The organism is Ruegeria sp. K3, assembly GCF_056531845.1.
On the sequence record NZ_JBQFMM010000013.1, the window covers coordinates 86,804 to 105,321 of the forward strand.

18 protein-coding genes are annotated in these 18,518 nt (G+C 57.4%); 13 read left to right on the forward strand and 5 right to left on the reverse strand.

The features are described from left to right. Positions 1–331: 331 nt before the first annotated feature. The 10 genes from ACR0MP_RS19580 to ACR0MP_RS19625 all read left to right on the forward strand — a co-directional run bounded on the left by ACR0MP_RS19580 (position 332) and on the right by ACR0MP_RS19625 (position 11,226). Positions 332–2,275 carry an AMP-binding protein gene (locus ACR0MP_RS19580; protein ID WP_480887671.1) on the forward strand — a complete coding sequence of 648 codons (1,944 nt, stop codon included), beginning with the start codon at positions 332–334 and terminating at the stop codon, positions 2,273–2,275. 75 nt (positions 2,276–2,350) lie between these two features. Then, the gene (locus ACR0MP_RS19585) at positions 2,351–3,169 is read left to right on the forward strand and encodes an ABC transporter ATP-binding protein (protein WP_170399285.1); all 819 of its coding nucleotides are present in this window, start codon (positions 2,351–2,353) and stop codon (positions 3,167–3,169) included. 29 nt (positions 3,170–3,198) lie between these two features. Further along, positions 3,199–4,185, forward strand: a complete 987-nt coding sequence (locus ACR0MP_RS19590; protein ID WP_170408767.1) for a branched-chain amino acid ABC transporter permease — start codon at positions 3,199–3,201, stop codon at positions 4,183–4,185. A gap of 3 nt (positions 4,186–4,188) precedes the next feature. Further along, positions 4,189–4,446 (forward strand): hypothetical protein, encoded by a 258-nt coding sequence (locus tag ACR0MP_RS19595; RefSeq protein WP_170408766.1) that lies wholly within the window; start codon positions 4,189–4,191, stop codon positions 4,444–4,446. 3 nt (positions 4,447–4,449) lie between these two features. Then, positions 4,450–5,526: a branched-chain amino acid ABC transporter permease gene (locus ACR0MP_RS19600; RefSeq protein ID WP_480887641.1), complete on the forward strand. Its 1,077-nt coding sequence runs from the start codon at positions 4,450–4,452 to the stop codon at positions 5,524–5,526. A gap of 73 nt (positions 5,527–5,599) precedes the next feature. Then, positions 5,600–6,883 carry an ABC transporter substrate-binding protein gene (locus ACR0MP_RS19605; RefSeq protein WP_170408764.1) on the forward strand — a complete coding sequence of 428 codons (1,284 nt, stop codon included), beginning with the start codon at positions 5,600–5,602 and terminating at the stop codon, positions 6,881–6,883. A gap of 72 nt (positions 6,884–6,955) precedes the next feature. Further along, on the forward strand, positions 6,956–7,789 hold the full coding sequence (locus ACR0MP_RS19610; protein WP_480887643.1) for an ABC transporter ATP-binding protein: 834 nt from the start codon (positions 6,956–6,958) through the stop codon (positions 7,787–7,789). 19 nt (positions 7,790–7,808) lie between these two features. Then, positions 7,809–9,026: an acyl-CoA synthetase family protein gene (locus tag ACR0MP_RS19615; protein WP_170426281.1), complete on the forward strand. Its 1,218-nt coding sequence runs from the start codon at positions 7,809–7,811 to the stop codon at positions 9,024–9,026. 106 nt (positions 9,027–9,132) lie between these two features. Then, positions 9,133–10,797 carry an ABC transporter permease gene (locus tag ACR0MP_RS19620; protein ID WP_170567252.1) on the forward strand — a complete coding sequence of 555 codons (1,665 nt, stop codon included), beginning with the start codon at positions 9,133–9,135 and terminating at the stop codon, positions 10,795–10,797. A 78-nt stretch (positions 10,798–10,875) separates the two neighbouring features. Then, positions 10,876–11,226 carry a DUF2794 domain-containing protein gene (locus tag ACR0MP_RS19625; RefSeq protein WP_170399260.1) on the forward strand — a complete coding sequence of 117 codons (351 nt, stop codon included), beginning with the start codon at positions 10,876–10,878 and terminating at the stop codon, positions 11,224–11,226. Here ACR0MP_RS19625 and ACR0MP_RS19630 read toward each other — a convergent pair. The 3 genes from ACR0MP_RS19630 to ACR0MP_RS19640 all read right to left on the reverse strand — a co-directional run bounded on the left by ACR0MP_RS19630 (position 11,223) and on the right by ACR0MP_RS19640 (position 13,792). After that, positions 11,223–11,960, reverse strand: a complete 738-nt coding sequence (locus ACR0MP_RS19630; protein ID WP_170408761.1) for an NlpC/P60 family protein — start codon at positions 11,958–11,960, stop codon at positions 11,223–11,225. The genes ACR0MP_RS19625 and ACR0MP_RS19630 overlap by 4 nt on opposite strands. After that, positions 11,957–13,339 (reverse strand): M17 family metallopeptidase, encoded by a 1,383-nt coding sequence (locus ACR0MP_RS19635; protein WP_170408760.1) that lies wholly within the window; start codon positions 13,337–13,339, stop codon positions 11,957–11,959. Before ACR0MP_RS19635 ends, ACR0MP_RS19630 begins: the two co-directional genes overlap by 4 nt. Before the next feature lie 63 nt (positions 13,340–13,402). After that, positions 13,403–13,792, reverse strand: coding sequence for a hypothetical protein (locus tag ACR0MP_RS19640; RefSeq protein ID WP_170399254.1), 390 nt, complete (start codon positions 13,790–13,792; stop codon positions 13,403–13,405). A gap of 214 nt (positions 13,793–14,006) precedes the next feature. Between ACR0MP_RS19640 and ACR0MP_RS19645 the strand changes: the two genes are divergently transcribed. From ACR0MP_RS19645 to ACR0MP_RS19655, 3 genes are all read left to right on the forward strand, one after another. Further along, positions 14,007–14,486, forward strand: coding sequence for a phosphoribosyl-AMP cyclohydrolase (locus ACR0MP_RS19645; protein ID WP_170399250.1), 480 nt, complete (start codon positions 14,007–14,009; stop codon positions 14,484–14,486). Between the two features lie 86 nt (positions 14,487–14,572). Beyond that, positions 14,573–15,109 (forward strand): SRPBCC family protein, encoded by a 537-nt coding sequence (locus tag ACR0MP_RS19650; protein WP_170408759.1) that lies wholly within the window; start codon positions 14,573–14,575, stop codon positions 15,107–15,109. A 401-nt stretch (positions 15,110–15,510) separates the two neighbouring features. Then, positions 15,511–16,203 carry a M48 family metalloprotease gene (locus ACR0MP_RS19655; RefSeq protein ID WP_480762162.1) on the forward strand — a complete coding sequence of 231 codons (693 nt, stop codon included), beginning with the start codon at positions 15,511–15,513 and terminating at the stop codon, positions 16,201–16,203. A 143-nt stretch (positions 16,204–16,346) separates the two neighbouring features. On the opposite strand, the gene ACR0MP_RS19660 is transcribed toward ACR0MP_RS19655, so the two are convergent. Next, positions 16,347–17,369: an aspartate-semialdehyde dehydrogenase gene (locus tag ACR0MP_RS19660; RefSeq protein WP_170408757.1), complete on the reverse strand. Its 1,023-nt coding sequence runs from the start codon at positions 17,367–17,369 to the stop codon at positions 16,347–16,349. Between the two features lie 113 nt (positions 17,370–17,482). Further along, positions 17,483–18,517 (reverse strand): glycosyltransferase family 4 protein, encoded by a 1,035-nt coding sequence (locus tag ACR0MP_RS19665; protein ID WP_480887648.1) that lies wholly within the window; start codon positions 18,515–18,517, stop codon positions 17,483–17,485. Position 18,518 lies beyond the last annotated feature (1 nt).

The following is an 18,518-nucleotide window of genomic DNA, read 5'->3' on the forward strand; positions in this document are numbered from 1 at the left end:
CCTGTATTTCTTAGCTCGTTGGAATTATCAATTGATGTAACTGGAACCAAAGTCACTCATGCCGTTAAACGGCCACTCTTCGCCAACGCATGACAGCTGGTAAGCCTTCTTACGCGTTTCGTACAACTCGAAAGATCACCCCTCCACGCCTGTTACAATTCGTAAGAATTGAGAAAACATCAGGCAAAACTTGACGCTGATCGTTACGACGACGTCCCTTATCGGGGCATTGGCGTTCGGGCACCATCCCGAACCCGCCATTTTCGGCCCGGGGAGGGGTCGGATGGGGAGGAGAGAAAGATTGGCTCAGACGCAGTCGGGCGCTGAAGGGATGGACTCTCTTCCGGCGCTATTACACCGCAATGTGACCCAGTTCGGGGATGCCCCGGCCTATCGGGAAAAGGAATTCGGGATCTGGCAATGCTGGACCTGGGCGGAAGCCGCCAAAGAAATCCGTGCCATCGCGCTTGGGTTTCTAGAACTTGGCGTTGAAAAGGGTGACCATATTGCTGTGATTGGTCGGAACCGTCCCGCCCATTACTGGTCGATGGTTGCCGCTCAGATGGTAGGCGCGGTGCCGGTGCCTCTGTATCAGGATTCGGTCGCCGAAGAGATGGCCTATGTGCTGGAGCATTGCGGCGCGAAATATGTCGTCTGCGGTGACCAGGAGCAGGTCGACAAAGTCATCGAGATTCAGGAAAACCTGCATCAAGTCAAACACATACTCTATACCGACAAGCGCGGGATGCGGAAGTATGACCACTCGCAGATGAACGCGCTTGAGGACATCATGGCCGAGGGCAGTGCGGGGCACGCGCGGTTTGATGCGGAACTGGACAAGCGCATTGCGGCGATCACTTACGATGATACCTGCGTGATGCTTTATACCTCGGGCACCACGGGCAAGCCCAAGGGCGTGGTGCTGTCGAACCGCAATGTTATCGAAAGCGCTAAGAACTCGGCGGAATTCGATCATCTGACCCGGAACGAAGACATCCTGTCTTACCTGCCGATGGCTTGGGTTGGCGATTTCATATTCTCGATTGGTCAGGCTTATTGGTGCGGCTTCTGCGTGAACTGCCCCGAAAGCGCCGACACGATGATGACAGACCTGCGCGAGATCGGGCCGACCTATTTCTTTGCCCCGCCGCGGGTGTTCGAAACCCAGCTGACCAACGTGATGATCCGGATGGAGGATGCGGGCAAGCTGAAGCAGCGCATGTTCCATTATTTCTTGGCCCATGCCAAGAAGGTGGGTGGCCTGTTGCTGGACGGCAAGGCGGTGGGCTTTGGCGACAAGCTGAAATACACGCTGGGCAATTTGCTGGTCTATGGCCCGCTGAAAGATACGCTTGGCTATGGCCGGTTCCGTGTGGGCTATACGGCGGGTGAAGCGATCGGGCCGGAAATTTTTGATTTCTACCGCTCTTTGGGCATTAACCTGAAGCAGCTTTACGGTCAGACCGAAGCGACCGTGTTCATCACCGTGCAGCCGGATGGCGAGGTACGGGCGGATACGGTTGGTGTTCCGGCCCCAGATGTCGAGCTGAAGATCGATGATAAGGGCGAGATTCATTACCGCTCACCTGGCGTGTTCGTCGAGTATTACAACAACCCGGATTCGACGGCTTCGACCAAGGATGCCGAAGGTTGGGTGGCGACGGGGGATGCCGGGTTCATCGAGGAGAATTCCGGCCATCTACGGATCATTGACCGTGCCAAAGACGTGGGCAAGATGGCTGATGGTTCGATGTTCGCGCCGAAATATGTCGAGAACAAGCTGAAGTTTTATCCCGATATTCTTGAAGTCGTGCTGTTCGGGAATGGCAAGGATCGATGCGTGGCTTTCATCAATATCGATTTGACAGCGGTTGGAAACTGGGCGGAACGCAACAACGTGGCCTACGCGTCCTATCAGGAACTTGCGGGACATCCTCGTGTGTTAGAGACGATTCGGAGCCACGTTGAAGAGGTAAACAAGTCGGTCGCGGCGGATGAAATGCTATCGGGCTGTCAGGTGCATCGCTTTGTGGTTCTGCACAAGGAACTGGATGCCGATGATGGCGAGATGACTCGGACCCGCAAGGTGCGGCGTGGGTTTGTCGAGGACAAATTCAGCGACATTATTGCGGCGTTGTATGACGGGTCGTCGAGCGTTTCGACCACGACTGAAGTGACCTATGAAGATGGTCGTAAGGGATCGATTTCTGCGACGTTGGAAATTGTCGATGCGCCAGTGGTTCCGGTCGCGCAGCACAAGGTGGCGGCGGAATGAGTGGGCTGACGCGCGCCGCTCGACCTGCGGTCATCGCCCCGCCCGCCGTCCCGTTTTTGTGTCAGGGAGGTTCTGATGCTGGATAACTCCGAAGGATATGTCACCGAAGACGGCCGCAAGATCGGCGGTGTGGTGATGGAGATGAAGAACATCACCCTGCGCTTTGGCGGCGTGGTGGCTATCAAGGATATCTCGTTCGACATCCGTGAGGGTGAGATCCGTGCGATCATCGGGCCAAACGGGGCGGGTAAGTCCTCGATGTTGAACGTGATCTCGGGCTTTTATGTCCCGCAAGAAGGTGAGGTTTGGTTTCACGGCTCCAAGCGCCCTCCGATGCGGCCGTTTGAGGTGGCGCAGCAGGGGATCGCGCGGACGTTTCAAAACATCGCACTGTTCGAAGGCATGAGCGTGTTGGATAACGTGATGACCGGGCGTTTGGGTTTTATGAAGACCAATATTCTTCAGCAAGCGCTGTGGAAGGGCAAGGCCGAGGCAGAAGAGACCGAGAACCGCGAGGCGGTCGAGAAGATCATTGATTTCCTTGAGATTCAGCACATCCGCAAAACGCCGGTGTCCCGCCTGCCTTACGGGTTGAAGAAACGCGTCGAACTGGCGCGCGCGCTGGCGGCGGAACCGAAACTGCTGCTGCTGGATGAGCCGATGGCCGGGATGAACGTCGAAGAGAAAGAGGACATGAGCCGCTTTATCCTCGACGTGAATGACGAGTTTGGCACCACGATTGCGCTAATCGAGCACGATATGGGCGTGGTAATGGATCTGAGCGACCGTGTGGTTGTGATGGATTACGGCAAAAAGATTGGTGACGGCACCCCGGATGAGGTGCGCAACAACCAAGAAGTCATTGATGCCTATTTGGGGGTCAGCCATGACTGAGGTCCGGGCAGAATTGGGGAGGGGCTGGCATGCCTGAACAATTAATCTTCGCGATGGAGGTCATCCTCAACGGTCTGATGGCTGGGGTGCTGTATGCGCTGGTCGCACTGGGCTTTGTGTTGATCTACAAGGCGTCGGGGATTTTCAATTATGCCCAAGGGGTTATGGCCCTGTTTGCGGCGATGACGCTGGTCGGAATCATGAATGGGCAGGTACCTTTTGCGCATCTGATCAACGCGACTTTCGGCACGCATGTCTATAATTTTGGTTGGAATGTGCCCGCGTTGCTTGCGATTATTCTGACCATGGCCGTGATGGTGTTGCTGGCCTGGTGCGTGCAACGGTTCGTCATGCGCCATCTGGTCGGACAGGAACCGATCATCCTGTTCATGGCGACCATTGGTCTGGCCTATTTCCTTGAGGGCGTCGCCGACCTGATGTGGGGGTCCGAGATCAAGACGCTGGATGTGGGTCTGCCGCAGGGTATCAACCTGTGGATTGACGAGACGACCTTTAATATCTTCGACTACGGTTTCTTCATCGACAATCTGGACATCGTGGCCACGATCATCGCAGCACTTCTGGTGGCGGCTCTGGTGGCGTTCAGCCAGTACACCAAGCAGGGTCGGGCGATGCGTGCGGTGGCGGATGACCATCAGGCGGCGCTATCGGTCGGGATTTCGCTGAACTTCATCTGGATCATGGTCTGGTCGGTCGCCGGGTTTGTGGCGCTGGTCGCGGGCATCATGTGGGGCACCAAATCGGGCGTTCAGTTCTCGCTGTCGCTGATCGCGCTGAAGGCGCTGCCGGTGCTGATGCTAGGCGGGTTCACCTCGATCCCCGGAGCCATCGTCGGTGGCCTGATCATCGGTGTGGGTGAGAAACTGTTCGAGTTCGCCATCGGCCCAATGGTTGGCGGTGCGACTGAGAACTGGTTTGCCTATGTATTGGCGCTGATATTCCTCGTGTTCCGACCTCAGGGCCTGTTCGGCGAGAAGATCATCGAGAGGGTGTAGGGCGTGACCAAGCTGATTGCCATCATCAACGTGATCGCATGGGCGGGGTTTTGGGCCTTCGGCTACATCGCCCTGACATCGAGCGATCTGACCGAGGGCCAACTTGTGATCGCTGTAATTCTGGCCTTTGCCGGGCTGGTCATGGGCATCCTGGCTTACATGAAACTGGTGCGCGCTTCCGAGGCCACCGGATATGCCAAAGGGTCCAATCAACTGGACGCCGCTGCCCGCAATCGGGCGCAGGAAGAATGGGGAAAGTAAGACATGTTCTATCGTGAGGCCGGGGATTTCAAAACCTCATATATCGCCGACAGCCAGACTTTCCCGATCAAGTTTGACCGGTATCGGTATTATGTCGTGCTGGCGGTGGCGTTCGGGATCATTCCGTTCATCATCAACGACTATTGGGCCAACGCGCTGCTGCTGCCATTCCTGATCTATGCGATTGCGGCGATCGGGCTGAACATTCTGGTGGGCTATTGCGGACAGGTGTCGCTGGGCACCGGCGGGTTCATGGCTGTGGGGGCCTATGCCTGTTACAAGTTGATGACGGCTTTTCCGGATTTCAGCATGTTCATCCATGTGATCCTTGCAGGCGGCATCACCGCGATCGTGGGTGTCCTCTTCGGCTTACCTTCTCTGCGGATCAAAGGATTCTATCTGGCGGTGGCCACGCTGGCGGCGCAGTTCTTCCTTGTGTGGCTGTTTAACCGGGTGCCGTGGTTCTACAACTACTCGGCCTCGGGACAGATCAATGCGCCGGAACGCGATGTGTTCGGTATCATTATCACTGGCCCGAATGCTCCGGCATGGGCGACTTATTTGTTCTGCCTGACCTTCTTGACCGTCTGCGCAATCATCGCGCGTAACCTGACCCGCGGCACCACTGGTCGTACCTGGATGGCAATCCGCGACATGGACATCGCGGCCGAGATCATCGGGGTGAACCCGCTCAAGGCCAAGCTGACCGCCTTTGCTGTCAGTTCGTTCTTCGTGGGCGTGGCCGGCGCGCTGTTCTTTGCGGTCTATCTGGGCGCGGTCGAGGTTGGAGAAGTGTTCGGCATTCAAAAATCGTTCCTGGTGCTGTTCATGGTGATTATCGGCGGATTAGGGTCTATTTTTGGATCCTTTGCCGGTGCCGCCTTCCTCGTGTTGCTGCCAGTCGTTTTGAAACTGCTTGGCGTCGATCTGCTGGGCTGGCCCACAGATATCGTGGCGCACCTGAACCTCGTCATCGTCGGTGCTCTGATCATCATGTTCCTGATCCTCGAACCGCACGGTCTGGCGCAGCTTTGGCGTGTGGCGAAAGAGAAACTCAGACTCTGGCCGTTCCCGCACTAAGGACCGGCCCAACGAAAAGACGGGTGTGAAACCCGAAACCCAACATCGGATCAACCAAGGGAGGAGACACCCGATGAAAAAGAAACTGGCAACCCTGGCGCTGGGCGCCGTGATGGCCGCAGGTCCGGTCATGGCCGACCTCGTATTCCCGTCGCTCAGTTACCGGACCGGGCCTTATGCGGCCGGCGGTATCCCATTTGCGGACGGATATGCCGACTACTTCACACTGCTGAACGAACGCGATGGCGGTATCGGCGGTGTTGCGGCCAACGTGATCGAATGCGAGACCGGATATAACACGGAAAAAGGCGTGGAATGTTATGAATCGACCAAGGGCGAAGGTGCTTTGGTCTATCAGCCCCTGTCCACCGGCATCACCTATCAGTTGATCCCTAAAGTGACCGCAGACGGCATTCCGCTGCACACAATGGGTTATGGCCGCACCTCGGCGGCGAACGGTAAGGTGTTCAGCAACGTGTTCAACTATCCTGCCAATTACTGGAACGGGGCGTCGGGCGCGATCAACTATCTGCTGGACGAAAACGGTGGCGACTTGAGCGGCAAGAAGATCGCGCTGGTCTATCACAACTCGGCCTATGGCAAGGAACCGATCCGTACGCTGGAAACACTGGCTGAAAAACATGGCTATGACCTGACCCTGCTGCCCGTCGACCACCCCGGTCAGGAGCAGAAGTCGCAGTGGCTGCAAATCCGCCGGGAAAAGCCCGACTATGTGATCATGTGGGGCTGGGGCGTGATGAACCAGGTCGCCGTGCAAGAAGCCGCCAATATCCGCTTCCCGATGGAGAACTTCATCGGTGTCTGGTGGTCCGGGGCCGAATTTGATGTTGAGCCTGCGGGTGATAAGGCCACCGGTTACAAAGCGCTGACCTTCACCGGTCTGGGCGACGACTATCCTGTCTATGACGACCTGAAGAAATATGTCGTCGATGCGGGCAAAGCTGCAGGCGCCGGTGATCAACTGGGTACGGTGCAGTACAACCGCGGCCTCTATGCTGCGATGCTGGCCGCAGAAGCAGTGAAAACCGCGCAAGAGATGCACGGCACTGCCGAGATCGACGCATCGATGATGCGCGATGGCATGGAGGCGCTGGAGATCACCAACGCCAAGATGGAAGCGCTGGGTATGGCCGGTTTCGGACCTGAATTCGCGGTCTCATGCGAAAACCACGGCGGCCCAGGCCTTGTCGGCGTTGTTCAGTGGGATGCAGCGGCGGGTACCTGGAACTCGATTCAGGGCTTCGAACCGACTGACGCTGAGGTCATCAACGCACTGATCGACGAAGACTCGGGCGCATATGCTGCTGAGAACAATATTTCTCAGCGCTGCGAATAAGGTGCTCTGAACCAAACGGGGCGGCGGATCGCTGCCGCCCCGAACCCCACACTCGCACAAGGACACGCGCTGATGTTGGATGCGGCACAAACCACTGACGTGCAGGCGGAAACCCTGCTTGCGGTTAACAATATCGAGGTGATCTACAACCATGTGATCCTTGTTCTGAAAGGCGTCAGCCTGACTGTGCCCAAGGGCGGCATCACAGCCCTACTGGGTGGCAATGGTGCGGGCAAGACAACCACATTGAAGGCCGTGTCGAACTTGCTGCATTCGGAACGGGGCGAGGTCACCAAAGGCTCGATTAAATATCGCGGCGAGGGCGTGCATGAAAGCGACCCGGCTGCCTTGGTGGAGCAGGGCGTCATTCAAGTCATGGAAGGCCGCCACTGTTTCGAACACCTCACAGTCGAAGAAAATCTGCTGACCGGTGCCTATACCCGTAAGGACGGGTCTGCCGCGATCCAGCAGGATCTGGAACTGGTCTACAATTACTTCCCGCGCTTGAAGGAACGCCGCCGTAGTCAGGCCGGTTATACTTCGGGTGGTGAGCAGCAGATGGTTGCGATGGGCAGGGCTCTGATGTCACGGCCCGAAACCATCCTTCTTGATGAACCCTCAATGGGTCTGGCTCCGCAACTTGTCGAAGAGATTTTTGGCATCGTAAGGGACCTGAACGAGAAGGAAGGCGTGTCCTTCCTGCTGGCTGAACAGAATACAAATGTGGCTCTAAGGTTTGCTCATTACGGTTATATTCTGGAATCTGGCCGCGTGGTGATGGACGGCCCCGCCGCTGAATTGCGCGAAAACCCGGACGTAAAGGAATTTTATCTCGGCATGTCTGACGAAGGCCGCAAGAGCTTTCGAGACGTGCGCTCATACCGCCGCCGCAAGAGATGGCTGTAAGCGGGTGGAGGATATTTCAATGACCTATTTTGATAAGCTTGAAACCCGATCCGCTGACGAGCGCACCGCTGATCACGCGCGCGCCTTGCCAGAACAGATTGCCCGCGCGCAAAAAGCGCCCGGATATGCCGGCATCCTGTCCAACGTGGACGCCGGCACAGTGACAGACATGCAGGCGCTGGCACAACTGCCGGTTCTGCGAAAATCTGATCTGACAAAGGCGCAGGGCACCCGGCCTCCGTTTGGAGGGTTCACCGTCAAACCGGCGCGGAATTTCCAGCATGTCTTTCAATCTCCGGGGCCAATCTATGAACCCGGCAGCACTGATCACGACTGGTGGCGCATGGGCCGGTTCCTGAATGCAGCCGGGGTTGGTCCGGGCGATATCGTTCAGAACTGTTTTGGCTATCACCTCACCCCCGCGGGCATGATCTTTGAAAGCGGCGCGCAGGCTGTTGGCGCGTCGGTCCTGCCTGCAGGTACAGGTCAGACCGAGTTGCAGGTGACAGCTGCGCGCGATGTGGGTTGCACCGCATATGCAGGAACGCCTGACTATCTGAAAGTCATTCTGGATAAAGCCGAAGCCATGGGCGTCGCGCTGAAATTTTCCAAGGCCGTTGTGGGTGGCGGGGCGCTGTTTCCAAGCCTACGACAAGATTACGCCGATCGGGGCATCGTCTGCCTGCAATGCTACGCGACCGCTGATCTGGGCAACATAGCTTATGAAAGCCCTGCGATGGAGGGTATGATCATCGACGAACACGTGATCGTTGAGATCGTCACCCCCGGCACAGGAACCCCGGTTGCACCTGGTGAAGTAGGTGAGGTGGTTGTGACTACGCTGAACCCCGATTACCCGTTGATCCGATTTGCCACCGGTGATCTGTCGGCGATCATGCCCGGAGAGTCTCCGTGCGGGCGCACAAATATGCGTATCAAAGGCTGGATGGGTCGCGCCGATCAGACCACCAAGATCAAGGGCATGTTCGTCCGCCCCGAACAGGTGGCCGCGCTGGTCGACAAGCATGATGAAATCGTCAAGGCGCGTGTCATTGCGGCGCGACAGGGCGAGATGGATACCATGACCGTTCAGATCGAAAGCCCCTGCGAGAACGATGGTGCCTATGCAAAATCGGTGGTCGAAGTCCTGAAACTGAAAGGCGCGATTGAAGTTGTGGCGCCGGGCTCATTACCAAAAGATGGCTTGGTGATCGAGGATCAGCGCGTTTATGAATAGGGATCTGCGGCGAACATTGCCGCAGTTTTTGTTAGTCCGCCCACTGGTGTTTCTTAGAGTTTTAGTCGATTAAAGGCAGACCCTACGGGATTCTCAGTCAGACGCCATGGCCGAAGTCGAATATTCAGAACACGGAACGCATAATCGCGGCGCACTAGGCACACGCTTTGTGGGCGGCATTGCCTATGTCGTGGCAGCCGCCTGTCTGTTGCCAATGGTGGCGGTTGTTCTGGCGGCGGTGACCGGTGGCACCGACACAATTTCCCATTTGTTAGAGACTGTTTTGCCTGGCTATGCGCTGACCACGGTGATCCTGGTGGTGCTGGTCGCAGCAGGGACGTTTTCGATTGGCGTCGGCGCTGCGTGGCTGGTCACGATGACCCGCTTTCCCGGAGTGCGGTGGCTGGAAATCGCTCTGGTCCTGCCGCTGGCCTTTCCGGCTTATGTGCTGGCCTATGCCTATACCTTCATTCTGGATCACCCCGGAATCGTTCAAACCACGCTGCGGGATGTGACCGGCTGGGGCCCGCGCGACTATTGGTTCCCCGAGATTCGCTCGACCGAGGGTGCGGCGGTGATGTTGATCCTGGTGTTGTATCCCTATGTCTATTTGCTGGCGCGCGCGGCGTTTCTGCAGCAAAGCGCCACGGCCTTTCTGGCGGCCCGGGCGCTGGGCAACGGCCCCTGGCATGCCTTTTGGCGCGTATCCCTGCCGATGGCACGCCCGGCGATTGCAGGGGGCGTCTTGCTGGCGGTGATGGAAACCATCGCCGATTTCGGCACAGTCGCCTATTTCGGTGTGCAGACTTTTGCCACTGGCATCTACACAAGCTGGTTTTCCATGGCTGATCGCGCTGCTGCGGCGCAACTCGCCCTTTGTCTGTTGGGTTTTGCGCTTGTCATGGCCGTGGCCGAGCGGACACAGCGCGGCAAGGCCAAATACTATCAGGCAGGCAAGCGCCACGCAGGCCTGCCAGCGGCGCAACTCAAGGGATGGCAATCACTTGCGGCATTTCTGCTATGCGCAATTCCCGTCCTGTTCGGATTCCTACTGCCTGTGGTTATCCTGGTGCAGATGGGGTTGGAATCCGAGCAGAACCTGCTGTCGCGCCGATATATCGGGTTCATACAGAACTCGCTGACACTGGCGGGGACTGCGGCGGTTATCACCGTCAGCGCGGCGATTTCGATAGGATTTTTCCAACGCCTGCGCCCCGGACGCGGGTCCGCCATGGCGGCTTATGTGGCGCGGTTGGGCTATGCGGTGCCGGGTGGCGTGATCGCCGTGGGGCTGATCGTCCCCTTTGCGGGTTTCGACAACGCGCTGGATGCGTGGATGCGCCAAACCTTTGGTATCTCGACCGGACTGCTGGTCACTGGATCCATCTGGTTGTTGATCGCGGCCTATATGGTGCGTTTTCTGGCCGCCGCGCTCAGCGCCTATGAGGGTGGGCAGAGCACGGTTCACGCCAATATGGATGCCGCCGCGCGGTCACTGGGTCAAACCCCGTTAGGAACGCTGCGCCGGGTGCATCTGCCGATCCTTACGCCTTCGCTGCTAACGGCACTGTTGATTGTCTTTGTGGATGTGATGAAAGAGCTGCCCGCGACCCTGATCATGCGGCCTTTTAACTTCGACACGCTAGCAGTGCAGGCCTATCGTCTGGCCTCGGATGAGAGGCTTGAAGGTGCAGCGGTTCCGTCGCTGGTTATTCTGGCTGTCGGGTTGCTGCCGGTGATCTTGATTTGCCGTCAGGTTGGGCGCAGATAGCGGGCGGGCGATCCAAAAATACAACACCTTGATGCCAGTGGGCTTGATTCGACGGCGATTTCCGGCAAGGCTTGTCATATGAACATGCAGCCTCCCAGCCGGTTCGGGTCCGGCTCTGCCCAGATGCCGGTCGCGTTTGACCGGCGCGAGATGTCTCAAATCCTGTCTGTTTATGGCCGAATGGTTGCTGCCGGTGAATGGCGCGACTACGGAATCTCGAACCTGCGGGATATGGCGGTGTTTTCGATCTTTCGGCGCACGGCGGAACATCCCATTTACAGGGTCGAGAAGCACCCGCGCCTGCGGCTACGTCAGGGCATGTATTCCGTGGTCGGCATGGATGGGCGTATATTGAAGCGCGGGCACGATCTGCGCGCGGTTCTGAGAGTTCTGGAACGCAAGCTCATCCGTGCGGTTGACCTGGATTAGAGCCTTTTGTGCGCTGTAACCGGCCCGTCGCCCTGGGCAGCGATCCGGGCAATCGCTTGATCCATCGGTTCGAGCGCGACAGCCATGTGATAGGCGTTGGCGTGAAGTAGAAGGTTTTCGGCGGCAACCCAGGCAACATGGCCTTTCCAGAACAGCAAGTCTCCGCGCCGTGCGGGATCGCCCTCGGGCACCGATCCACCAACTTCGCGTTCCTGATCGCCGCTGTCTCCGGGACAAGGAACGCCGCAGGCGAGCAGTGCGAGCTGTACGAGGCCCGAGCAATCCAGCCCGAATCGACTGTTACCACCCCAAAGATAAGGGGTGCCGAGAAAAAGTTCGGCCGCGGAAACGGGATCGGTCAGCAGGGAATAGGCGGGCACGGCATGCACCCCCGGAATGAACCCGATTGGCGTTTCCAGAAACCCGCCCTCCTCAGACAGAGCCCTGATTTTACTGCCAAAGCTCAGCGAGGTCAGATCGCGGCTTTTTATATCGGGCTTCTCATAGGCATGGGTCGAAGCGGCGACGATCCAGTGAGTCTGTGGCTCAATTGGTCCCAGATGGTCCGTCGCCACCCATCCGGTATAGCCGTCCTTGCTGGCTGAGATCTTGCTCCAGCCGTTTTGGTCGTCCAAAACAGTGACCGTGTCGCCGAACAACAATTGCCGGTCGCGCGGACCGTCAGGGTGGCGTAGCAGGTCTATGACCGGTTGAATGATGCGCGCCTGAGTCATAGGCCAAGGATCTCTGGCAAAGCCCCCAGGAGGGCACGCGGGCCTTGGCCCAAACCACCCTTGCTGCGACCGGGTTCCTTACTGCGTTGCCACGAATAGATGTCAAAATGCATATAGCGACTTTCGGCAGCGAACCGGCGCAGGAACAGTGCCGCGGTGATAGAGCCCGCAAATCCACCAGAAGGCGCATTGTCGAGGTTAGCGATGCCGGGTTCGATCATCGCTTCATAGGGGTCATGAAAAGGCATACGCCAGACCGGATCAGCGGCAGCCCGGCCAGCACGCGCCAGCACGTCCGCGGCTTTGTCGTCATCGGTATAAAACGGGGCCAAATCAGCGCCCAATGCAACCCGGGCCGCGCCAGTCAAAGTGGCCATCGAGATGAGCAGGTTTGGTGCCCCTTCATGCGCCAGAGCAAGGGCATCGGCCAGCACCAACCGACCCTCGGCATCAGTGTTGTTGATCTCAACCGTTAGCCCATTACGCGCCGTCAGGATGTCGCCGGGGCGGAAAGCATTGCCCGCTACTGCGTTTTCGACCGCCGGGATCAGGACCCGTAATTGCACCTTCAGATCCAGCGCCATGATCATACGGGCCAGACCCAGCACATTGGCCGCTCCGCCCATATCTTTTTTCATCAACCCCATCGAAGCACCGGGTTTCAGATTCAGGCCGCCGGTATCGAAACAGACCCCTTTCCCAACTAATGTTAGTTTTGGCCCGTGGTCACCCCAGTTCATCTCGATCAGACGCGGGGCCTGTTCGGCAGCACGCCCGACCGCGTGGATCATCGGAAAATTCTGTTCCAGCAACGCATCGCCTGTGATGACCGAGATGTCTGCGCCGTGTTCCCGTGCCAGTGCCTCAACCGCGTGTTGTAATTGCGCCGGGCCCATGTCCGAAGCGGGTGTGTTGACCAGATCCCGTGTCAATGCCTCGGCATTGGCCATGATTTCGATCCGCCGGGCATCTACGCCCTCGGGCGCGATCAGCGTGGCGTTAGCCGGGCTTTGCGCCGCATAGCGATCAAAGGCATATCCCGTCATCAGCCAGCCCAGGCATTCGGCCTCAAGCACATCTGCGGGAACGCCCGAGGCGATATGATAGGTGCCCTTGGGCAGCGATTCTGTCGCAGCGGCTAGCGGAAACCGCTTGCGTACCCGTTTTGCCGCGCTGCCATATCCCGCCAAGGCAAACTGCGGATTACCATCTGTGCCGGGCACCAGAAGTGTTTGACCCAGAGCTCCGGAAAACCCATCGGCCGCAACCCAAGCTCGGATATGATCCGGCTGATCGGTCAGCCAGCTTTCAAAATCTGATTGCTCTAACACATGTAGTGGCAGCGATGGGTCGGAGGCAGGGGCGAAGGACAGGGTCATGCGTGTCTCGGCTGGTTGGATTTTCGCCCAGACTATCTGTCTGCGGCGCACTCGCAACCCCCCTCAGACGGATAGATCTTGCTGGTCCCAGACGGCGGTCAGCGATCGCTCACCCACCCGGATTAGGCGGCTCAGAGTCGCCCCTGTCGCCACAGCATCGCCAGCGTCGACAGTACAGGCTACATCGCCTGCCACACGTGCCAGTGCTGTCATGCCGATTTGCTCGGATATGGCTACGAGAGATTTTGCGCATTTGCGCAGCCCGGCCCAATCGCGTTGCCGCCAAAACCGTTCACAATTCGACAGCCGCAACGCCAGTTCTTCAACCGTGCGGCACAGCACGTCCATCGCGTTGGTGTCGCCGAGCTGATTGTACAGGCTGCTCAGGCGGTCCGGGTCCAGACGCACGGGTTCTTTCTGTTCCAGTGTGATAATCTTGTCCACCACATTCACCCCAATTGAAGTGCCCCCACGGCACTGTCAGAGATTGGCGGCAAAATACTTTGCAAAACCTTGCACCGGTTCAAAAGAATGGGTCGAATTTTCTGAGAATTCAGGCTTCCACGCGGTTCTGTGGGCAAAACCGGGCGAGAGTCAGGTCACACCTCTTGCGTTGACGCTCACTTGCTGCCAGTACCATAGAAACCGGACAGAGAAGGACAGGATCATGCCGATTACCACTGACGAGCTGGCCGCTGCCCGTACCGCCTGGGGCGATGGGTTGATTGCGATCTCCAAAGCTTTTGAAGACGGTGGGATCGATGCGGCCCGTTCCGTTGCCGAGGGTGTTCTGGATGCGGCATACGGCTATAATCTGGGTCCGGTCCTGTTCAAACCAACTATGGCGTCCGGAGATCAAACCTTTCGCCCGACTCGCCACGGTGCACTGGCCTATTTTGTCGGTCACGATGCCGAATTTCCGCTTGATGGCGGTTTCGGAATCAAGGGTTGGCGCGAAATGGCAAGTGAGACATCGGCCAGCTTCGTCGAAGGCGATGTCGCCATGTGGATGGGCAAGGTCATTCTGACGGATAGCCAAGGTAACATCACGCAAGTCGACAAAAGCTTCGGCTACAAAAAGGACGCTGACGGAGTGCTTCGCATCGTGCTGCACCATTCGTCGCTGCCTTACCAGCCACCGGCCTGATCCTGCGGGTCATACGATCGGGCCTCTGAAATTACGTCGATTTTTTGATATGTTTCCGATGATGTTTTCAGAATCGGATCGAGCTCATGAAATTGATTAAACGCATTCTCGTCACCCTACTGGTGATCATTCTGGCGCTTGTCGGAGTATCATATCTTTTGCCTGGTCAGGCCGAGGTGTCCCGCAGCATCACAATCGACGCACCAGCCTCGGCGATCTTTCCCTATGTGAATTCGATGCAGGAGACCGAGAAATGGTCCCCCTGGCTGTCCCGAGACCCCGAAACCAAGCTGAGCTATAGTGGCCCGGAGGCGGGTGTCGGAAACACGCTGAACTGGGCCTCGGACAACCCGCAGGTGGGAACCGGTTCGCAGGAAATCACCGAGAGCACCCCGGATCAGTCCGTGCAAACCGCACTGGATTTTGGCCCGATGGGGACAGCCACCGCCTCGTTCCAGTTGCGGCCAGAAGGATCAGGCACACAGGTTACCTGGGGATTCGTATCCGACCTTGGTATGAACCCCATGTCCCGCTGGATGGGCCTAATGATGGACAATTGGGTCGGCGGAGATTACGAGCGCGGGTTGGAGAATTTGAAGACGCTGGTTGAGGGACAGGGGTGAAGGATCAGGCAGGAGGCATCTCTCTGATGACTGCTTTGAGGCCATACCAGAAACGATTGTTGAAATGTACGTGCGCCCATAGCAGTCCCTTTGCCGCGCAGGAGGCTGGGATCAAGCCATCGTGCAGCGCAAATAACCTCCGCTGACGCGGTGTTCAACTCGGTTCAAGCCCATACAGAACGGGGCGTGGATCGTTTGGTCCTTCGCTTCAATGCCATTTGTAGTGCCTACCATTTTGACGACAGCTTAATCGGGGCGACCACCGACAACCCGTCTGTTATTGAATATCAAATCGTGAAGACCGTAGGTTCGAATGTGCAAGTTGGTTTCTCGAAAGCCACAGATTCGATTTTGATGCTCTGAACATTTGGAAAGGTGTGTTTATGAGGCGAACGGTATTGATGTTAGCTGTTTTGGCATTAGCGGGATGCGCTTCAACCACCACTCCTCCATCAGCACCTATTCCAAACCCCGGTCGCGCGAGCGCGCCCGTCAGTTCACAACAGGCACAAATAAGGTTCCGTCAGGTCGCCTCACGAATAGAACCTGTGGCAGAACGAGAATGCCTCCGCCGCACTAAGAATGTGAATTGTGATTTTTTGATCCGCATTGATCCAGACAAAAAAGCACCCTCAAACGCGTATCAGAGTTTAAGCAAGTCGGGGCGCCCCGTTATCACAATGACTCAAGCGCTGATACGGAATGTAAACAACACTGACGAACTTGCATTTGTTATGGCGCATGAGGCCGCTCACCACATTCAAGGGCATTTGGCGCGACAGGCCCAAAATGCGGCGGCTGGTGCGGTGCTTTTGGCCGGTCTAGCAACAATTGCGGGGTCGGGGCCGAATGACATTGCCGCAGCACAAGACATTGGAGCCTTTGTTGGCGGCCGCAGCTATTCAAAGAACTTTGAATTGGAAGCTGATCGACTAGGCACTGTAATAGCCTACAAAGCGGGTTATGATCCACTCAAGGGTGCGCTGTACTTCGCACGAGTTCCTGATCCTGGTGATCGCTTTCTAGGGACGCATCCCCCAAACTCTCAAAGATACCATGCGGTAAAAGCGACAATGTCCCAGATCGGTGGCTGACCAACTGGTGCTGGATAGGCAATGGCAACGCATGCACAGGGCGGCTTTGCCCCGCAATATTGCCATCTCTGCCCGTCCACAAAATAATAAACCCCACTGGCGGTACAGCGGGGTTTAATAGAGTCATAACCAACTGGCGAAGGTTACCCCTTCTTCAGAACTTCACGGCCCAGCAATTCTGCAATTTGAACAGCGTTCAATGCCGCGCCTTTGCGCAGGTTGTCCGAAACGCACCACAGGTTGATGCCATTCTCAACCGTCGAATCCTGACGGATGCGGCTGATGAACGTGGCGAAATCGCCCGCGCATTCGATGGGCGAGACGTAACCACCGGCTTCACGCTTGTCGATTACCATGATGCCCGGTGCTTCGCGCAGGATGTCGCGGGCTTCGTCTTCGTCGAGGAACTCTTCGAACTCGATATTCACGGCCTCGGAGTGGCCAACGAATACCGGAACGCGAACGCAGGTTGCGGTGACCTTGATCGACGGATCGACGATCTTTTTGGTCTCGACAACCATCTTCCACTCTTCCTTGGTCGAGCCGTCTTCCATGAAGACGTCGATTTGAGGGATGACGTTGAAAGCGATCTGTTTCTGGAACTTCTTCGGCTCAACCTCGGTCGTCGGGTTGTAGATGGCCTTGGTCTGATCCCAAAGCTCGTCCATGCCTTCCTTGCCGGCTCCCGACACCGATTGATAGGTCGAGACGACCACGCGCTTAATGCGTGCACGGTCATGCAGCGGCTTCAGCGCGACGACCATCTGCGCGGTCGAGCAGTTGGGATTGGCGATGATGTTTTTGTTTTTATAGTCGTGGATCGCCTCGGGGTTACATTCCGGCACGATCAGCGGAATGTCCGGGTCATAGCGATAGAGCGAGCTGTTATCGATCACCACGCAGCCAGCCGCTGCCGCCTTGGGGGCGTAAACCTTTGTGGCCTCGGAACCCACGGCAAACAGCGCCATGTCCCAACCAGTGAAATCGAATGTGTCCAGATCTTTGGTAGTGAGCGTCTTGTCGCCAAAGGTCACCTCAGTACCCAGCGAACGACGGCTTGCCAGAGCAGCAAGTTCATCGACAGGGAACTGGCGTTCCGCCAGGATGTTCAGCATTTCGCGGCCCACGTTGCCCGTGGCGCCGACGACTACGACGCGATAGCCCATTTCATGTCTCCAAAGTTAAGGACGCGCGTTCATAGCCGCGTTGCGGCAAAGAAAAAAGAGGGGTTTCGGCTTATTTCACCCCGTCACACCGATTTGACACAGTTCAGTACCGTTCAGGGTTGTTTCAGCAAGGATCGATAAACCTCGACAATCGCCCTCGCTTCGCCTTCGATTCGAAAATTCTGCTCGACATGGGCGCGCGCGGCTAGTCCCGCAGCGGCCAGCGCAGCGCGGTCCTGCAGCATATCCTCCAGCGCGTCGGCCAGTGCAGGGGCATTGTCTTTCTCGACCAGTCTTCCGGTCTCACCATCCTTGATTTGCGCACTGAACGCTCCGACCCCGTGACTGGCTATGGCGGGCACGCCCGAGGCCATCGCTTCAAGCGGTGTAAGGCCGAACCCTTCGTGTCGTGCGGGCGCAACGAACAGATCGAGCGCGCGATAGGTCTCGACGATCTCATCCCAGGGGCGCTCACCCAGAAAATGAACGCGGTTGCCCAGCCCGGCGTCCTGCAGCTTTTGCTCCTGCTCAGCCTGAAACGCCTCAAATTCGTTGGTGGTACGCCCGGTGAAGATCACATGCGCATCGGGGTGATTAGGCAGCACCTTCAGGGCGGCATCGACCAACAAGTCGACCCCTTTCTGAGGGCGGATACGGCCAAAACACCCGATCAGCAGCCCGTCTGGCAGGCCAAGTTTTTGGCGCAGGGCGCTTTTGTCCTCGGCTGGGTGAAACAGCTCGGTGTTGACGCCATGCATGATGACAGTAGCGGGATGCTCCAGAAAGGAAGCGGCCTGAGGCGTCGTCGCGATCAACGCGTCCATTTTCGAAATCAGCCGCTTGGTGAACCCGGAATGATCACGTTGCGCGGCTGAGGTGAATAGCAGTTTGTAGTTGCGTCGAAGCACCGAACGCAAGACCAGACCCATCAACATCTCGGTATTCCGGCGTGCATGCCAAACCCGTTTGCGATTAGGCAGAAACAGCAGTTTCCAGAATCTGATATGGGGCAAATCTGCCGGCAGGCCGGGACCGGTGGCGCGGATGCCGATCATTTTCTGCTGGATTGGCAGCAGTCGGATCACCGTCGTTGTCACGCCCGACAGGGAATGCTTCAGATTGGGTGCAATCACCTCAATGTCCTGCACG

Coding starts and splice junctions, on each gene's coding strand:
- ACR0MP_RS19580 (WP_480887671.1), top strand. CDS start 332: ATGGACTCTCTTCCGGCGCTATTACACCGCAATGTGACCCAGTTCGGG.
- ACR0MP_RS19585 (WP_170399285.1), top strand. CDS start 2,351: ATGCTGGATAACTCCGAAGGATATGTCACCGAAGACGGCCGCAAGATC.
- ACR0MP_RS19590 (WP_170408767.1), top strand. CDS start 3,199: ATGCCTGAACAATTAATCTTCGCGATGGAGGTCATCCTCAACGGTCTG.
- ACR0MP_RS19600 (WP_480887641.1), top strand. CDS start 4,450: ATGTTCTATCGTGAGGCCGGGGATTTCAAAACCTCATATATCGCCGAC.
- ACR0MP_RS19605 (WP_170408764.1), top strand. CDS start 5,600: ATGAAAAAGAAACTGGCAACCCTGGCGCTGGGCGCCGTGATGGCCGCA.
- ACR0MP_RS19610 (WP_480887643.1), top strand. CDS start 6,956: ATGTTGGATGCGGCACAAACCACTGACGTGCAGGCGGAAACCCTGCTT.
- ACR0MP_RS19615 (WP_170426281.1), top strand. CDS start 7,809: ATGACCTATTTTGATAAGCTTGAAACCCGATCCGCTGACGAGCGCACC.
- ACR0MP_RS19620 (WP_170567252.1), top strand. CDS start 9,133: ATGGCCGAAGTCGAATATTCAGAACACGGAACGCATAATCGCGGCGCA.
- ACR0MP_RS19625 (WP_170399260.1), top strand. CDS start 10,876: ATGAACATGCAGCCTCCCAGCCGGTTCGGGTCCGGCTCTGCCCAGATG.
- ACR0MP_RS19630 (WP_170408761.1), bottom strand. CDS start 11,960: ATGACTCAGGCGCGCATCATTCAACCGGTCATAGACCTGCTACGCCAC.
- ACR0MP_RS19635 (WP_170408760.1), bottom strand. CDS start 13,339: ATGACCCTGTCCTTCGCCCCTGCCTCCGACCCATCGCTGCCACTACAT.
- ACR0MP_RS19645 (WP_170399250.1), top strand. CDS start 14,007: ATGCCGATTACCACTGACGAGCTGGCCGCTGCCCGTACCGCCTGGGGC.
- ACR0MP_RS19650 (WP_170408759.1), top strand. CDS start 14,573: ATGAAATTGATTAAACGCATTCTCGTCACCCTACTGGTGATCATTCTG.
- ACR0MP_RS19655 (WP_480762162.1), top strand. CDS start 15,511: ATGTTAGCTGTTTTGGCATTAGCGGGATGCGCTTCAACCACCACTCCT.
- ACR0MP_RS19660 (WP_170408757.1), bottom strand. CDS start 17,369: ATGGGCTATCGCGTCGTAGTCGTCGGCGCCACGGGCAACGTGGGCCGC.